Origin of the sequence: Nodosilinea sp. E11, from assembly GCF_032813545.1 — a bacterium.
GTDB lineage: Bacteria > Cyanobacteriota > Cyanobacteriia > Phormidesmidales > Phormidesmidaceae > Nodosilinea.
Genome location: NZ_CP136520.1, coordinates 4,026,753 through 4,042,805, shown reverse-complemented (window position 1 = coordinate 4,042,805; position 16,053 = coordinate 4,026,753). Strand labels below are relative to the sequence as shown.

14 protein-coding genes are annotated in these 16,053 nt (G+C 59.4%); 5 read left to right on the top strand and 9 right to left on the bottom strand.

Annotated features, from left to right (window positions below; genetic code table 11):
• Positions 1 to 111: 111 nt before the first annotated feature.
• The 4 genes from ggt to RRF56_RS20045 form a co-directional block, all read right to left on the bottom strand.
• Positions 112 to 1,692 carry a gamma-glutamyltransferase gene (gene ggt, locus RRF56_RS20060; protein ID WP_317034929.1) on the bottom strand — a complete coding sequence of 527 codons (1,581 nt, stop codon included), beginning with the start codon at positions 1,690 to 1,692 and terminating at the stop codon, positions 112 to 114.
• 17 nt (positions 1,693 to 1,709) lie between these two features.
• The gene (locus tag RRF56_RS20055) at positions 1,710 to 1,997 is read right to left on the bottom strand and encodes a DUF3288 family protein (protein ID WP_317034928.1); all 288 of its coding nucleotides are present in this window, start codon (positions 1,995 to 1,997) and stop codon (positions 1,710 to 1,712) included.
• 9 nt (positions 1,998 to 2,006) lie between these two features.
• Entirely contained in the window at positions 2,007 to 3,116 is a 1,110-nt protein-coding gene (gene mnmA / locus RRF56_RS20050; RefSeq protein WP_317034927.1) for a tRNA 2-thiouridine(34) synthase MnmA, read from the bottom strand.
• Between the two features lie 139 nt (positions 3,117 to 3,255).
• Complete coding sequence (locus RRF56_RS20045) at positions 3,256 to 3,678, bottom strand: MerR family transcriptional regulator (RefSeq protein WP_317034926.1); 423 nt, start codon at positions 3,676 to 3,678, stop codon at positions 3,256 to 3,258.
• Between the two features lie 216 nt (positions 3,679 to 3,894).
• Here RRF56_RS20045 and RRF56_RS20040 point away from each other — a divergent pair, with 216 nt between their 5' ends.
• The 3 genes from RRF56_RS20040 (at position 3,895) to RRF56_RS20030 (ending at position 7,283) form a co-directional block, all read left to right on the top strand.
• Complete coding sequence (locus tag RRF56_RS20040; RefSeq protein ID WP_317034925.1) at positions 3,895 to 4,491, top strand: DUF3105 domain-containing protein; 597 nt, start codon at positions 3,895 to 3,897, stop codon at positions 4,489 to 4,491.
• A 99-nt stretch (positions 4,492 to 4,590) separates the two neighbouring features.
• A complete protein-coding gene (locus RRF56_RS20035; RefSeq protein ID WP_317034924.1) occupies positions 4,591 to 6,495 on the top strand; it encodes an ArsA family ATPase in 1,905 nt (634 codons plus the stop codon).
• A 227-nt stretch (positions 6,496 to 6,722) separates the two neighbouring features.
• Entirely contained in the window at positions 6,723 to 7,283 is a 561-nt protein-coding gene (locus tag RRF56_RS20030; RefSeq protein WP_317034923.1) for a response regulator, read from the top strand.
• A gap of 104 nt (positions 7,284 to 7,387) precedes the next feature.
• On the opposite strand, the gene RRF56_RS20025 is transcribed toward RRF56_RS20030, so the two are convergent.
• The 5 genes from RRF56_RS20025 to groL all read right to left on the bottom strand — a co-directional run bounded on the left by RRF56_RS20025 (position 7,388) and on the right by groL (position 15,038).
• Positions 7,388 to 9,214 carry a mechanosensitive ion channel family protein gene (locus RRF56_RS20025; protein WP_317034922.1) on the bottom strand — a complete coding sequence of 609 codons (1,827 nt, stop codon included), beginning with the start codon at positions 9,212 to 9,214 and terminating at the stop codon, positions 7,388 to 7,390.
• Between the two features lie 188 nt (positions 9,215 to 9,402).
• Complete coding sequence (gene ccsB, locus RRF56_RS20020; RefSeq protein ID WP_410510648.1) at positions 9,403 to 10,398, bottom strand: c-type cytochrome biogenesis protein CcsB; 996 nt, start codon at positions 10,396 to 10,398, stop codon at positions 9,403 to 9,405.
• A gap of 72 nt (positions 10,399 to 10,470) precedes the next feature.
• Entirely contained in the window at positions 10,471 to 12,300 is a 1,830-nt protein-coding gene (locus tag RRF56_RS20015; protein ID WP_317034920.1) for a DUF3352 domain-containing protein, read from the bottom strand.
• Positions 12,301 to 12,385: 85 nt separating this feature from the next.
• A complete protein-coding gene (locus RRF56_RS20010) occupies positions 12,386 to 12,943 on the bottom strand; it encodes a hypothetical protein (RefSeq protein WP_317034919.1) in 558 nt (185 codons plus the stop codon).
• Between the two features lie 409 nt (positions 12,944 to 13,352).
• Positions 13,353 to 15,038 carry a chaperonin GroEL gene (gene groL / locus RRF56_RS20005; RefSeq protein ID WP_317034918.1) on the bottom strand — a complete coding sequence of 562 codons (1,686 nt, stop codon included), beginning with the start codon at positions 15,036 to 15,038 and terminating at the stop codon, positions 13,353 to 13,355.
• Positions 15,039 to 15,254: 216 nt separating this feature from the next.
• Here groL and RRF56_RS20000 point away from each other — a divergent pair, with 216 nt between their 5' ends.
• Positions 15,255 to 15,506 (top strand): UPF0175 family protein, encoded by a 252-nt coding sequence (locus RRF56_RS20000; RefSeq protein ID WP_317034917.1) that lies wholly within the window; start codon positions 15,255 to 15,257, stop codon positions 15,504 to 15,506.
• The gene (locus RRF56_RS19995; protein ID WP_317034916.1) at positions 15,503 to 15,991 is read left to right on the top strand and encodes a DUF3368 domain-containing protein; all 489 of its coding nucleotides are present in this window, start codon (positions 15,503 to 15,505) and stop codon (positions 15,989 to 15,991) included. The genes RRF56_RS20000 and RRF56_RS19995 overlap by 4 nt, the downstream gene beginning before the upstream one ends.
• The last annotated feature ends 62 nt before the right edge of the window (positions 15,992 to 16,053 follow it).

Sequence of the window (16,053 nt, the reverse complement as noted above, 5' to 3'; positions counted from 1 at the left end):
GTCTCTATTGTGAACCAGCCCAGCCCAGAAGGCCGGCATCCCACCCATCTACCCATCCACCCATCTACCCACCCACCCATCTACCCATCTCCCATCCACTCCCCCACTCCCCTACCCATCCACCACCACCCAAGCCCCACTCCGCCGCCCATCCCCCACTCCCGAGAAAGCGCCATCCGGCCCAACCGCCACGGCATGGACACCGCCAAAAAACATGCTGGGGGCCTGCCACCAGGTGCACAGATCCTCGCCAGGAATGCCCTGGGACTCGATCGCTAGCTGGTCAAAGCCAGGTTCTAGGTGCAGCGCTCCCCGCTCCCAGTGCAGACGAGGGGCATGGACGGCGGCTTCGATCGCCATATCAAAGTCGAGTACGTTCGACACCACCTGCAAAATGGCGGTACGAATGCGATTAGACCCGCCCGAGCCCAGCACCAGACAGGGCTTGCCGTCTTTGAGTACCACCGTCGGAGCCATCATGCTCGACATGCGCTGGTTGGTCGGCCATTGGTGAAAGCCCTGGGGGTTGAGGTCTTCTTCGCCCAGCATATTGTTCATCATGATGCCGGTGCCCGGGATCACGTAGGCCGATCCTTCGCCACTGGAGGTGGTGACGCTGGCGGCATTGCCCTCGGCATCGACAACGCTGATGTGGGTGGTGCTGCCCCACTTACTGCTGCCCCCGCTAAGCACCCCTTGGAGCTGCCCTAAGTAGGGAGCCAGGTGGGGGGCGCTGAGAAATTCGGCGGCAATGTCAGATCGGTAGAGGTGATCGTCATAGCCCCGCTGGCGGGCCAGGTTGGTCAGACTCATCACTTCGCGCAGCAGGGCGACATGGCGGGGGCTGCTGTGGGCGGTGAGCGCAGGATTGGTCTGGGCCAGCAGGTGCAGGGCAAAGGCAATCAGCGTACCGCCCGAGCTGGGGGGTGGGTTGGTCAGCAGCGTGGCGCTGCCGTAGGGCACCGCCAGGGGTTGGCGCTCAATGACTTGGTAGGTCTTTAAATCCTCTAGGCTCAGGTAGCCCCCCTGGGTTTGGCAAGCTTGGGCCAGCTGATGGGCGAGGTCGCCGGTATAGAGCAGGTCGGCTCCGTGACGCACCACCTGCGTGAGAAAATCTGCAAAGTCGGGGAGGTAGAGGCGATCGCCCGTAGTCAGCAGCGATCCCTCCGGCGCATAGATCGCTCGGGCGGCAGCGGTAGCGGTGAGAATGGGAGCCAAAATTTGAAAGCTGCTGGCGCGAAACGCGTCGATCTCAATACCCTGGGTGGCCCAGTGCTGGGCCGGGGCGACAATGTGCTCCAGCGGCAGGCGACCGAGCCGCTGATGGACATGGAGCAATCCGGCGATCGCCCCCGGCACCGCCATCGACCCCAGGCCAATGTGAAACTCCTGCACGGTGTCGCCAAAGTTGGCGTGGATGGGGTAAAAGTCGAGCGATCGCCCGTGGGCTTTCGACCGAGGCGTTTGGCAAAAGAAGTCGAACAGGCAATTTTCGCCGGTCGCCTGGTGAGCCAGCAAAAAGCCCCCTCCGGCCAGAGAGGTGAGGGCACTCTCGGCCACGCAGGCGGTAAAGGCAGCGGCGATCGCAGCATCAAAGGCATTGCCCCCCTGGCGCAGCATCTCGGCCCCAGCCTCGGCAGTGAGGGGGTGCCCCGCCGCGATCGCCCCCCGGTTAGGCTTAAGACTACTCATAGCTGGCTAGTATAGCCTTAGCTCCAGTCTTCGCGACCTCGGCCCAGCCCTTTATAGACCTCGCCCTGCTGGTGAATAGCGCGAGTTCTGTCAAACAGCTCGCTTTCGGTAAGCTGCCAGCGGCTGAGGGCTTTTTTCAAGTCGGTTTGAATGTCGCGGGCACCGGGAAACCCGTCGTAGCGAATCATCAGCCGGGCCAGCTCGACTAGATTGTAGTCGGTGGCTTCCCCCGCCAGCAGCTGGCTCACCACCTGGCGATCGGTTTTGTACTGCGGATGCTGCTGGTCTTTGGTGATGTCTGCCATGGCGATCGCTTAATGACTTAAAACATGAGCGTCAGAGGCGGTTGCCGCCACCTCAGGGACAACCGCCACCTCGATCAGCCCGCCGCCTAGCACCCGGTCGCCGTCGTACCAAACGGCGGCCTGGCCAGGGGTAACGCCAAACTGCGGCTCGTCAAACACAATGCGAACTCGCTCGCTGCCTTCACCCAGGGGCACCAGCGTTGCCGCCACCGCCTCACTACGGTAGCGAATTTGCACCGATACTGGCATGGGCTCTTGGGGGGCGGCGATCGACACCCAATTCACCCGCTGCACAGTGCAGTCGGGCAGATGGGCATCGCTGCGATCGGCCACAATTACGTGGTTTTTGCCCATGTCAAAGCCCACCACGTAGAGCGGGTTGGCGGCGGCAATGCCCAACCCCTTGCGCTGACCAATGGTGTAGTGATGAATGCCGTTGTGCTGACCGAGAATGCGGCCCTCGGTGTCAACAATGTCGCCGGGCTTAGGGGCCAGATATTTATCCAAAAAGGTCTGCATCGAGCCGTGGTGCTCGATCAAACACAGGTCTTGGCTATCGGGCTTGGCAGCGGTGTGTAGCCCCAGTTCAGCGGCGATGCGACGGGTTTCAGTCTTGGTTTGGTGACCGAGGGGAAAGTCGCAGTTAGCCAACAAGTCTTGGGTCAGGTCGTAGAGAAAATAGGACTGATCTTTAGCCGGGTCTACGGCGCGGCGCAGCTCGTAGCGGCCTGTTTCTGGGTTTTGGGTGATGCGGGCATAGTGGCCCGTGGCAATGCGACCTGCGCCCAATTCTTCTCGGGCATACTGCAACATCGGCCCAAATTTCACCGCCCGGTTGCACTGGGAGCAGGGCAGGGGCGTAATACCGCTGCCGTAGCCTTCGACTAAGTAATTAATAATTTCGCGCTCAAACACCTCGCGGCTATCGACCACGTGGTAAGGAATGCCCAGGTCTTCGCAAAGTTTAGCCGCATCCACCATGCCCTCAGAGCAGCACTGGCCCTTGCCTTTCATCAGCCACAGGGTAAGGCCAACGACATCGTAGCCCTGCTGGTGCAGGGTGGCTGCCGCTACCGAACTATCTACGCCGCCGGAGAGCCCGACTACAATCCTTTCCATGGCAAAATGCTGCGCCTAAATCGCTAGTAAATGCTGGGCGATCGCATCTCTAAATCGTCGAGATGCCCATTGAAAATTAATCTAGTGTCCCATTCTAGCTCACAGGCTTTGGCCGATTGAGCACCCGGCAAATTTCCAGCTAAGCCGTCAGCGATACGGTTTCGATCAGCGGGCAAATATCCCCTGGCTGGGGACGAGGCTGCGATTCGGCCCAGCGATCGCGGTATTGCTCCAGATCGGCCTTAAACGCCATCATCTGCTGAATCTGGAGTTCCAACTGCTGAATCTTGTCTTGCAGCAGCGACTGCACAAACTCGCAGGGCACATCGCCCCGTTGGTGAACGGTGAGCACGTCCCCGATGTCTTCTAGGGAGAAGCCCAGGGCTTGGGCCTTCTTAATGAACTGCACCTGATGCACCGCCTCAGGTGAGTAATAGCGATAGCCATTGTCGCCCCGTTCAGAATTCAACAGACCGAGGCTTTCGTAGTAGCGTAGCGCCCCCACGGCCACCCCCGTTTGCTTAGCCACATCGCCGATTTTGAGTGCTGTTGCGATCGCCATCGCCCACTTTCCTAAAATTTTCTATCTTTATTCTAAACCCTCTAGCCAACTGTAAAGTAAAGCCGCTGAACCATGGGACTTGGGATCGGGTGCCTGAAGTAAGGTGCAGCGACAACCGAGACAAGAGCCAGACACCCGGTCCCTGAAGTTGCATTGCTACACTGTTTAAAGACAATTGTTAAGCTTTCGTTGCAGTTCCCTAGCTCATCCGAGACCATGACCCAATCCAGCCGCACCAAGCGCCGTCGCCGGGGAGATTCCCCCAACCCCCTGTCGTTGCTATTGGGGCCAGTGGGTATTGCCGTGCTGATGACGGCCCTGATTGGCGGACTGTGGTACCGCAACCGGCCCCAGTCGGTGGCCTTTGAGCCCAACACCACCATCGGCGAAGCAGCGATGACCAACATTCAAACCTTTCCCGACCAGGGCCAGGTTCACGTTGCTCCCGGTCAGCCCGTCAACTACGACACCGACTTCCCCACCTCCGGCCCCCACGACCCCAACCCCGTGCTGCCCGGCGTCTATAGCCAAGAGCAGCGCCTAGAGGAACTGGTACATTCCATCGAGCATGGCAACATCGTTATCTACGTTGACCAGCCTGGCCAAGTGGCCATGGACACCCTCACCGCCTGGGCCAGCGAATTTTCTGGCTACTGGGATGGCCTGGTGGTGGTGCCCCGCCCCGGCCTGGGCGAAGAAGTAGTGCTCACCGCCTGGAACCACAAACTGCGCCTGCCAGAATTTGAGCCTGAGGCCGCTGCTACCTTCATCGATACCTATCGCGGGCGAGGGCCAGAGAATCCGGTGCGGTAGTCGATGGGTGGATGGGTGAGCAATTAAGTTTCGTAGTTGCACTGGCGTTCTCCCGCCATAGTGGGCACCCTAACTAAGAGCACCGTCCAGGGTTAATCTATGCTGGCATCTGCGACCCAACAACTGATCATGTTTAGCGGCAAGGGCGGCGTGGGCAAGACTACCCTCTCCTGCGGCTTTGCCCGGCAGCTGGCCCAGCAGCACCCCAATGAAACTGTGCTGCTGCTCTCCACTGACCCGGCCCACTCTCTAGGGGATGTGCTGCTGCTGGCGGTTGACAATACCCCTACGCCCCTAGCCGACCTGCCTAACCTCCAGGTGCGTGCCCTAGATGCGGTGGCCCTGCTAGAGCAGTTTCGCACCGACTACGGCACTGTATTAGAGCTACTGGTCGAACGGGGTAGTTTTGTGGCGGGCGACGACCTCAGCCCCGTGTGGGATATGGGCTGGCCCGGTCTTGACGAGCTAATGGCGCTGCTAGAGATTCAGCGGATTTTGCGCGATCGCGAGGCCGACCGTGTGGTGGTCGATATGGCCCCCAGTGGCCACACCCTCAGCCTGTTCGCCCTAATGGATTTCATGGATACCCTGCTGGAGTCCCTGGGCCAGTTTCAGCAAAAGCACCGCACCCTGACCGAAACTCTGGCGGGCCGCTACACCCCCGACGAGGCCGATGCCTTTATTGCCGACATGCGCCACGACCTAGAGCAAGGCCGGGGGCTAATGCAAGACCGCGATCGCACCGTCTGCTGGGTGGTAGGTATTCCTGAACCGATGAGCTTAGCCGAGAGCGATCGCTTTATCACGGCTCTCGGTCGTTTGGGCGTTCCCCTCGGTGGCCTGGTGATCAACCGCATACTTCAGGACGGTACCCACGGGCTCGAGAGCCAACACCGGGTGCTGGCCGAGTTTAAGGCGATCGCCCAGGGGCAACCGGTGCTAGGGGTGCCCGTTCAGCCGAGCGAACCCGTGGGTACCGCCGCCCTCGATGCCCTGATGCCCCAGGTCAAACCGCTCAACTTAGCAACCTTGGGGGAAGCAACGGCTGACGACACAGCCTCGGTTCACCAGTGGCCCACCCCTATTCCACCGGGCATCGAAGACCTGGTCGCGGCAGGACGGCGGCTGATTGTGGTGGGCGGCAAAGGCGGCGTGGGCAAAACCACCGTGTCGGCAGCCCTGGGCTGGGGCCTGGCCGAACGCCATCCAGAAACCAACCTGCGGGTCATGTCCATCGATCCGGCCCACTCCCTGGGCGACGCCTTTGGCCAGCCCCTCGGCCACGAGCCCACCCTGCTGCGGCCCAACCTCCAGGCCCAGGAAGTCAGCGCCGACATGGTGCTCGACCAGTTTCGCACCGATTACCTGTGGGAGTTGGCCGACATGATGGCGGGCGACAGCGACGTAGCCGACGGCATCCAAATGCTCTACGGCCCCGACGCCTGGCGGCAGATTGTGGCCCAGGCCCTGCCCGGCATCGATGAAATGCTTTCGCTGATCACCGTCATGGATCTGCTAGAGCGCAACGAACAGCAGCTGATCGTGCTCGATACTGCCCCCACCGGTCATCTGCTGCGGTTTCTCGAAATGCCCACCGCCCTAGGCGATTGGCTGGGCTGGATTTTCAAGCTGTGGATTAAGTACAAAGACGTGGTGGGCCGCGTCGAGTTTATGGGTCGCCTGCGCACCCTGCGTCAGCGGGTGTTGGCCGCCCAAGCCAAACTCCAAGATCCCCAGCACACGGAGTTTATTGGCGTGGTACAAAACCAGTCAGCGATTTTGGCCGAAGCCAGTCGGCTCAACCAGACCCTCAGCGATCGCGGCATTGCCCAGCACTACATCGTCCACAACCGCTACCAGGCGGGGCTAGATCTACCCGCCGATCTCTTTCCCCACCGCTGCATTGTGCGCCTGGCAGCCCTAGCCCCTAGCCCTAGCCCCTTCGACCAGGTCAAGCAGGCGGCCCACCTGCTGCTAGCACCCACCACAACAGCAAAAACCTAAGCCATCTCGCCAGATCTTAGGTAAGCTTCTGTTTAAGCAGGGTCTGCAAGTTTAAGTAGCGATCAGGGAATGCTGAAAGTGGTTTGAAACCAGGTGAAGCGAGCCCTTTCGCCCAGCCAGGCCCCGCTGAGCTGATATATTCAGCCCCAACCGGGACTTTCCAACGACCTGAACTATACTTGTTTTCACGTCTACAAAGCCCTTCGACACCGTGAGAGGAGTCAACAGTGACAAATCATAGGATTTTGGTCATCGATGATAGCCGGGTGATTCGCATACGCGTCCGCGACATGCTGCCCCAGGGCAACTTCGAAGTCATTGAGGCCCAAGATGGTGTAGAAGGCATGGATGCCATTCGCAGCCAGCGCCCCAATTTGATCATGCTTGACTTCCTGCTGCCCCGGATGAGCGGGTGGGAAGTGTTTCAGGAAATTCAGGCGAACCCAGACCTCCAGCACATTCCCCTAGTGCTGATGTCAGGCCGCAAAGAAGAAGTCACCGAAAAAATTACCGAGCCGTTTGAATACTTCGAGTTTATTCAAAAGCCCTTTGAGCAAAAAGAACTGATCGAAGCGATTAAAGCGGCGATGGTCAAAGCTCGCAAGCCCCGCCGTACCCCGGTTACTGCCCCAGCCGCCGCTGGTGCTCCAGCCGCTGGCGGCGGTGAGGTCAGCGCCGCCGAATTCCAAGCGCTTCAGGCTCAGGTAAAACAGCTTCAGGGCGAAGTCGCTCAGCTCAAGGGGCAACTCGGCAAGATGTTGGCCTTTATCAAACAGAAGCTGAAGTAGACCTGCTGGCAGCGGTGGGCCAAAGTCGAGATCTAAGCGGCGTTTAACCAACCAACCGCGATCGCCGCTACAGCCTGGCCCTTACGCCTTTCACGATCAAAGCTCTAACGGGGTTCAACGGCCCCGTTTTTTGCTGCCCGATGGTCGGCTCCATCGCTATGGCTCTCGGGTTCTAGGCCCTGGCCCAGTTCTCTAAAGATCTGCTGGGGCACCCCAATGGCAATGCCCGCCTTGTCAAAGGCAAGCCGCAGGCGGCGGCGATATTCACGGGCCACCAAAAATTGCTTTAGAGGCCGGGTACGAATCCAGATCAAAATGGTCAGGCCTGCATGGGTCATAGCCTCTACCCCCAACATCTCTACCGGATTGAGAATGGCATAGCTCCACTCAGGGTCGCTGGCCATGATATGGGCCGTTTCGTGCGCCACCCACAGAGCTTCATCTACGTTGGTGCCGTAGGCGACATCAATTTTGAGGTTGGCCCGCGACCAATTGCGGCTGAGGTTTTCGACCTGGGCAATTAGGCTGTTGGGTAGGGTAACCAGCCGACCATCTTCCCCTCGAATTTGGGTAATGCGCAGGTTGAGATTCTCGACAATGCCGGTGGTGGTGCCGGTGGTAACCAGATCGCCAATGGCGTACTGGTCTTCGAGCAAGATTAAAAACCCGTTGACCAAGTCTTTGACCAGGCTTTGGGCCGCAAAGGAAATGGCCAGGGCCGCCACCGCCCCAAAGGCCAGCAGGGAAGCTGGGGCAACCTGGAGTGTTTGCAGCACCAGCAGGGTAGCCACAGCATAGATAATGGTCGTCTTTAGCCCCTTAAGTGCACCGGTAATCGTAGAGACACGCATTGACTTGCGCTGAATATCGTCGAGGTTGCCCAGCTCATTTTTGTTCCAAGCCCGGGCAATCTGCTCAATGCCTAGGTTGGCCAACCGATTGAGTAACCCAGTAAAAAACCAGGTCAACAGCAGCAGCACCGGAATCGAAAATAGCCTAAAGGCATAGCCTCGGGTCTGAGGAAAAATATAGAGTGCACTGGCGATGCCGGTGATCCAAACAAAGGCGATGCCCCAAAACATCAGCCAGCGCAAGAAGGCCACTACCTGAAGCCGCTGAGCTAGGGTAATTTGGTAGCGAAACACATGCAGGAGCTGCTGCTGAGGCGGCATGTTGTCTGGGGTGGGGGGCAGACCGTCCTGGGCGGTTTGCTTTTGCTCCAGGCTGCTCTTGCGCCAGCCGAGAAACCGCCAGATGCTAGCCAAGAGCAGGCTCAGCACAAGGCTGGCGAACAAAATGGCTAGGGTTCTACGAATTTGCCGCTGGCGAGCCTCGGGAAGGCGACCGTTCACTGCCTGACGAAGATTGTCGCGCAGAATAACCTGCCAGCGATCGGCTAAGTCGGTTTGAGATAAGCCGCTGTACTGAGCATCGGTGTCGGTAATGGTCAGCAGCACCCGAGGTTCTAACAGGCCCGCGCCCCGCGCAAACAGCACCGGCTGGCCACCAATAATTTCAATGGTGACTTCTAGGGAAGCACTGTCGATCGTTTGATCGGCATTAATGATGTCTACCGTGCGGTTGACGACCTGGTTGAGGTTGGTTTCGATTTGTCGGGCCCGCACCTCTACCGGCACATCGGCACCGGCTTCGTTGCGGTTAAATACCGCCGGCGAGGCAATGTTGAACAGGGGCCTACCATCGAGAAAAAGAGAGGTGACCTCAAGCAGGCCGATACGCTGCACCCCCGCTGGAGGGAGGGAGGTATTGCCAGGGTTAAAGGGGTTAGCAATTTGGGCCATCGCTGGCGCGAGGCCACCGCTACCTAAGGCCAACAGCACCCCTAGCAGCAAGGCTAGGAGCGATCGCACCACTCCCCGCAGCCTGGGGCAACTAGAGCGATGGGTGAGTAGGAAGGTGGGTCTAGCCATAGAACAGAGCGATCGCAACAGTACCAGAGGGCAAGTAGAACACCACTTTGCCCCTGGGTTGTTGTAGCATTCTGACAGCCCCAGTTGCATGGGCTAGGTATAGCTGTGGTCAGCCTGGTTAAGACATCTCCCTTAAAAACGTTTGAATGTTCAAACGTTCTTAGGGCTTCTGGATGTCCGCTGCGGCCCTAAAAAAACCAGCCGTAGCTGTGTAGCCCCTTACCCAAAATATTGACCCCCAGGTAGCACACCCACACCACCACAAATCCAGTGGCAGCGAGAATCGCGGGTCGTCGCCCCTGCCACCCCTTAGTGATGCGGGCGTGTAGATAGGCGGCAAACACCAGCCAGGTAATCAACGCCCAAGTCTCTTTGGGGTCCCAGCTCCAGTAGGAACCCCAGGCCTCGTTGGCCCACACTGCTCCAGCAATGATGCCAATGGTCAGCAGCGGAAAGCCCAGACCGATCATGCGGTAGCTAATGTTGTCGAGGGTATCGATCAGGGTGAGCCGCTGGGGCGAGAGTTTGACCGCAGCCGGTTTTTCGAGGACGGCTGCCCCCCCAGGGCTCACCGTTTGAGGAGCAGATGACTCTGCAGCTGCCAGCGCCTCGTGCTCTGCCCGGTGTAGTTTAATGTTGCGAAATCCGCCCGTGCCCACGGAGCTACCTCTGAGCTCGACCGCTTGGCCTCGGGTAACCACAAGAAAGGCGATCGCCAGCAGCGACCCCACCAGCAGCGCCGCGTAGCTCAGCAGCATAACGCTGACATGCATCATCAGCCAGTTTGACTTGAGGGCGGGCACCAGAGGCTCAGACCCCTGCATGGTACCGGGCAGAGTCAGGGTGGCAAAGGCTGCAATGGCCATGGCCACGGGGGCGGTGACTGCGCCAACGAGGGTACTGCGGCTCATGCGCTCGGCCACCAGGTGCATGGCGGTAATACCCCAGGCCAGAGCAAACAGCGACTCATAGAGATTGCTCATCGGGAAATAGCCCCCCTCGATCCACCGAGCCCCCAGCAGGGCGGCAATGGTGAGATTGCCCACCGCCATCGCCCCAGTCCCTAGGGATGGCAGCAGGGTAGCCCGAGGAAACGCCACTCCGCACCAGTAGAGCAGCATTGCCGCAAACAGCACTGCAAAGGATGCGTTGTCGAGCCAGCCCTGGAGCGCAATTAAATCCATTGGTTCGGTAGCCACGAGGAGTCTGTTCTATCCTACCGACTTTTGCGGACTGAATGAACCCGGTGGGTTGGCTCACTGAGCCTCAGACGGAGGATCGGTGGCTGGGGCACTGTCTTCAGGCAAGTTTGGCTCCGTCGGGTTATCTTCGGCAGCGTTATCTTCAGGAGCTGGGGCAGGCTGGGTCGAGGCTCCGCCAGGCAAGGGACCGGGCCGGCCACCCCGTTTCAGCGCAACGGTGATGTCGTAGCGCACCTGGCGATCGCCCAGCACGGTAGCGGTCACCCCGATCGCCTCAATCGCCTCAGCACTCAGCAACCCAGCTTGGGGCAGCGGCGGCAGCAGCAAGTTGTTCTCTACCTCGGTCATGGCCGCTAAATTGAGGAAGAAATGGCCGTTGTTGGGTCGGGGCGCGTCGCCAGTCGTGGTCTGAAACAAAGCATTTTCACCTAGCGTCCGACCTGGGGATGGAGCCACCAGATCGGCCACCCCGGTGCCGACGGTAAAAAAAGCGATGTCGCCCTGGAGCCAGCCGTGGGCCATCTCTAGAGAGTCAAAGGGAGCCGTCCAGCGAGTGACGGGCACATCACCGAGTTCGGTGGTATCGATCGTGAAGCGATAGCGACTCTCCATCACCGCGTCGAGTTGGGCAAAGGTGGCGGTAGCGGCCTCGCGATCGCTGGTTTTCACCATCAGTACCAGGGCAGGGTTCGGCAGCGGCGGGGCGTCGTCAGCCCCAGCCAGCTCAGGCGGGGTCAACACCCCAAGGGCAAATTCCCCCGCCATCCAGGGCAAAAAGTTTTCGTCTAGGCTGAGGCCGGTAGCCGATTGCAAACCCTGATTCAGGTCTTCGGCCCGCAGGGGCAACAGGGCTGAGAACTGTTCTCCGGCCTCAAAATCTTCCCAAAATTGCTGAAAGTCTCCCCCCGACATTACCGCCAGGGCAGTGGTGGGCAGGCGCTGGGGCATTTGGTCAGCTCGGTTGCCCGTAGCAAAGGCCTGCCCCCCAGGGTCGAGCCAACTCACCCCTTGTAGGGCCACCCCACGATTTTTGACAGCGATCGCCCCCACCAGGCCCCTCGGAGCCTGAAAGGCCCGCAGCCGGTTAGGCGCAATGGGGGGATCAGCGGCCTGGGCCACCGTCTGGGCCAGGGCGGGCACATCTACATAAAACCGCACCAGAGACCGAGTCTCCGTCAGTTGCTCAAAGGCCCGACCAATGCCAGGGCGATCGACTAGGGAGTCTTGCCCCCGATAGGCATCGATCGCACGCTTCAGCAGCGGCAGCTGAGGGCTCAGCACCGCTGTTTCGGCACTGAGCACAGCTCCGTAGAGGGGGGTATCGCCGTCACTGGCGATCTGTTGTAGAACTATGCCTCGGTAGGGGTCGGCTTCGGCCCGCTCGGCCTCTCCCAACCGGCTGCCCAGAGACGTCTGGGCGCGGTTGACATCGGCGATCGGCACCACGATCACCAGGTTTGAGTCAAAGGCCAATTCTGGCGAGGGGAGAGAGGCAGGCAGATCGGGAGCCGCCCCGGTTTCTGGCAGCACAGCCAGAGTGATTTCTGGCCCCACCCAGGGTTGAATATCGCGGGCAAAGTCAAGGTCTTGGTCGCTCAGCAGGCGATCGCGCCATTCGACCAATAGCTGGTCAAACTGAGCCTGGGTCGTCTCGGTGCCAAACTGCCGCAGCCGCCGCCACTGGCTCTCGTCACTGCTAAGGGCCAGCACCATCAGCGCATCGGCAGGGATGGCGTTGGCTCCAGGGGGCAAAGTTCTCGCCAAATGACCCCGGCGCGAGGTGACCCAGATGGCCAGGGAAACGCCGCCAATAAATAGCAGCGCCGCGACGACGATCAACAGCAGCGGAGGCTTCTTTTGTAGCAGCTTACTTTGCAACACCATGCAGGCAATACCCTAGGGGCTGGGCCAATTTGCCCTGACACTCTAGCAAAGAACTTCGGCAACGGACCAAGCATTCTGATCGGCCTTAGCGGAAGCGAAAGTCATACCCGACGTAGCGATCGCCGGCGTAGAGCACCACCAGCCAGGTTTGAGGGTCAAATTCTAGGGGGTAGGCCTCTCGCTCGGCAGGTAGCCCCGCTTCGGTTTGGCCCGCCGACAGCACACAGTAGGGCTGGTTGAGAATCTCTAGCACAGTGGCTTTAGGCGTTTGCGGTTCGGTCTCTAGCAGCCGTTTAATCTGGTCGCGGGACACCAGCGCTTGGGGCTGTTCTTGCCGAAGGCAGGTAAAAGGGGCCGCCTCTGGCACTGGGGTTGAGGTGAGTTTGGGGGTCATGATCAGCGCCGCCAGCGCCAGGATCGCCCCCCCAGCCATTAGCACCTGGCGTTGCTGCGACCTGGCTTGGGGAGCACCGTAGGACACCGTTGCCCCCGAAGAGGGCGGATAGACTTCCGGATGTACCGGTACTGGCTGGGCCTGGCCCTGGGGAACACCGCGCGACTGGGGCTGGGCTGGCTGGGCCTGGGATTGGTGCGATCGATAGTGGGATGAGACAGGAAAGGGGGATGGGGAACGGGGAGCCATGGCGTTGACCTTTTGCTATCTACCGGTGCGGGATTATCAAGGGACTCCCAACTCTGCTGGGCGGGATCGCCTGACGCGAAGCAATCTGCCCCGCCAACGCCGCCCTTTTTGAACCGGAAAGAGGAGTTGGCACAGCTTACAGCCACAGACCATCTGGGCTCAGGGGTTCACCACTACAGAACTCTAAAGACAACCTCCGGATCAGTTCCACCCAGCGAGAGGGCGGGCAGAGGCAGCGCAGAGCGTAGGAGAGATTACTGAAACAAATTATAGTACATATATACCAAATGGCAATAGGGATGCCGTTGTTTTTTACGATGACAAGAGCTCCGTCAACAAAACAGCCATCCCCCTAAGGGGGATGGCTGAATTTAGCTCTAAATCAAGGTTTGCTTGGAGAACTGAGGGCTTACATCATGCCCATGCCGCCCATGCCGCCCATACCGCCCATGCCGCCCATGCCGCCCATGCCACCCATGCCGCCCATGCCAGGGTCGCCAGCGGGAGCCGGAGGCTCAGGAATTTCGGCCACGAGTACTTCGGTGGTGAGTACCATGCCCGCGATGGAAGCCGCGTCTTGCAGAGCCGATCGCACCACCTTGGCAGGGTCGATAATACCCGCTTGAATCAGGTCTTCGTAGGTGCCGGTGAGGGCGTTGTAGCCCATGGGGAAGTCTAGCCCCTTGACCTTTTCGACCACCACAGACCCCTGTTGGCCAGAGTTGTCGGCGATTTGGCGGAGGGGAGCTTCGATGGCCCGCTGCACGATATCGACACCAACAATCACCTCAGGGTCGCTGAGGGAGGCCTTCAGGTCGTTGAGCTTATGGGCCAGGTGCAGCAGGGTTGCCCCACCACCGGGCACAATGCCTTCTTCAACCGCCGCCTTGGTGGCGCTGAGGGCATCTTCGATGCGCAGCTTGCGATCTTTGAGCTCGGTTTCGGTGGCGGCTCCCACTTTGATTACGGCAACGCCACCGGCCAGCTTGGCTAGGCGCTCAGAGAGCTTCTCTTTGTCGTAGTCGGAGTCGGTGCGCTCTAGCTCTTGGCGAATTTGAGCAATGCGCTTGTCGATGTCGGCTTTGTTGCCCGCGTCAGACACCAGGGTGGTGGTGTCTTTGGTGATGGTGGCCTTGGTAGCGGTGCCCAGCATGGACAGGTCAGCGGTATCGAGGCTGAGGCCCACTTCTTCAGAGATCACCTGGCCGCCCGTGAGCACCGCGATGTCTTGGAGCATGGCCTTGCGGCGATCGCCAAAGCTGGGAGCCTTGATGGCGGCTACGTTAAGCACACCACGGGCCTTGTTGACCACCAGGGTAGCCAGAGCTTCGCCTTCAATGTCTTCGGCGATGATCAGCAGGGGGGCACCGTCACGAGCTACCCGCTCTAGCACCGACACCAGGTCTTGGATAGAGCCAATCTTTTTGTCGGTGATCAGCACGCGGGCATTGTCGAGTTCGGTCACCATGCGCTCTTGGTCGGTGACAAAGTAGGGAGAGATATAGCCGCGATCGAACTGCATCCCTTCGACCACATCGAGTTCGGTATAGAGAGATTTAGACTCTTCTACCGTGATGACGCCATCTTTGGTGACTTTGTCCATGGCCTCGGCAATCATCTTGCCAATTTCTTCGTCGCTGCCTGCGGAGACCGTAGCGACCTGGGCGATGGTGGCGTTGCCTTCGACGGGCTTGGCGATCGCCGCGATTTCGCTGACCAGGGTATTGACGGCTTTTTCAATGCCGCGCCGCAGGCTGACGGGGTTGGTACCCGCCGCCACGTTCTTGAGCCCTTCTTTGACCATAGCCTGGGCCAGTACGGTGGCGGTGGTAGTACCGTCACCCGCTAGGTCTTTGGTCTTGGAGGCCACTTCTTGCATGAGGCGAGCACCCAAGTTTTCAAAGGGATCGTCGAGATCGATCTCTTTAGCAATGGTGATGCCGTCGTTGACAATCTGCGGTGCCCCGTACTTTTTCTCTAGGACGACGTTGCGCCCCCTGGGACCGAGGGTAATTTTAACGGCGTCAGCTAAAGCGTTGACACCTTTTTCAAGGGCCTGCCGCGAAGCCTCATCAAAGGAAATTCTTTTTGCCATGTCCTGTCTTTCAGCTCTCCAGAGACAAACTTAGCACTCACTATGCCAGAGTGCTAACCTGGCCTAGACTACCCCCCTGGGAGACGCGCGGTAAGTCGCAATAACCGATCCTTTTGGCAGGGCAGTCGCCGTTTTTCTGATTTGGATATCTCTGGACAGATCTAGGACGGGGGATGGGTGGGGTTCAATAGAGATAGCCTTCGGTAGCGATTCACTATGCCCATCATTTTGACTCTTCCTGACAGTGTCGGCCAGGCACCGGTTTTCTCTAAGGCGAACTGGCGGCTGGAGATGGCGATCGCGCTGTTTGCCCAAGAACAGGTCACCCTGGGCATGGCCAGCCAGATCGCGGCTATACCCCTGATGGAGTTTCAAAAGACACTGGGCAAGCGCGGGATTTGCATGCACTACGATGCCGCAGAATTTGACGATGACATGCAACACCTGCGCGATCGGGGGTGGCTATGACGATTGTGAGTGATGCCTCTTCCCTGGGCAGTCTGGCGTTAATCGACTATCTATGGCTGCTAGAAGCCCTCTACGGCACCGTGGGCATTGCAGAGGTGGTGGCGCGGGAGCTGGCAACGGCCAAAGGTGGCCGAGTTCAAGCGGTGATTGCCTTTGACTGGGTTGAGGTGCAACCGCCCACCGAGGCGGCGATCGCCACCGTTTTGCAGCAGGGTAAACAGCTTGACCTCTGCGAAACCCACACCCTGGCCCTGGCCTTTCAGCTTCGAGCCGACGCCGTTTTACTCAACGAACGACGGAGTCGCCAAGTCGCCCAAACCCTAAAGATTCCGGCCATTGGTGTCTTTGGTATTGCGATCGCCGCCAAGCAGCAATCGCTGATTCCCAGCGTTAGACGCATTATGGATGCCCTAGTGGAGCAAGCTGGTTTTCGCGTTAGCAACCCGCTCTACCAGCAGATTCTGAAGTTCGCCGATGAAATCTAAGCGCAACCTGCACCGCCAAAGCCCAGGAATAGGTCAAAGGCTCGCGCTAACCCCAAACCCCA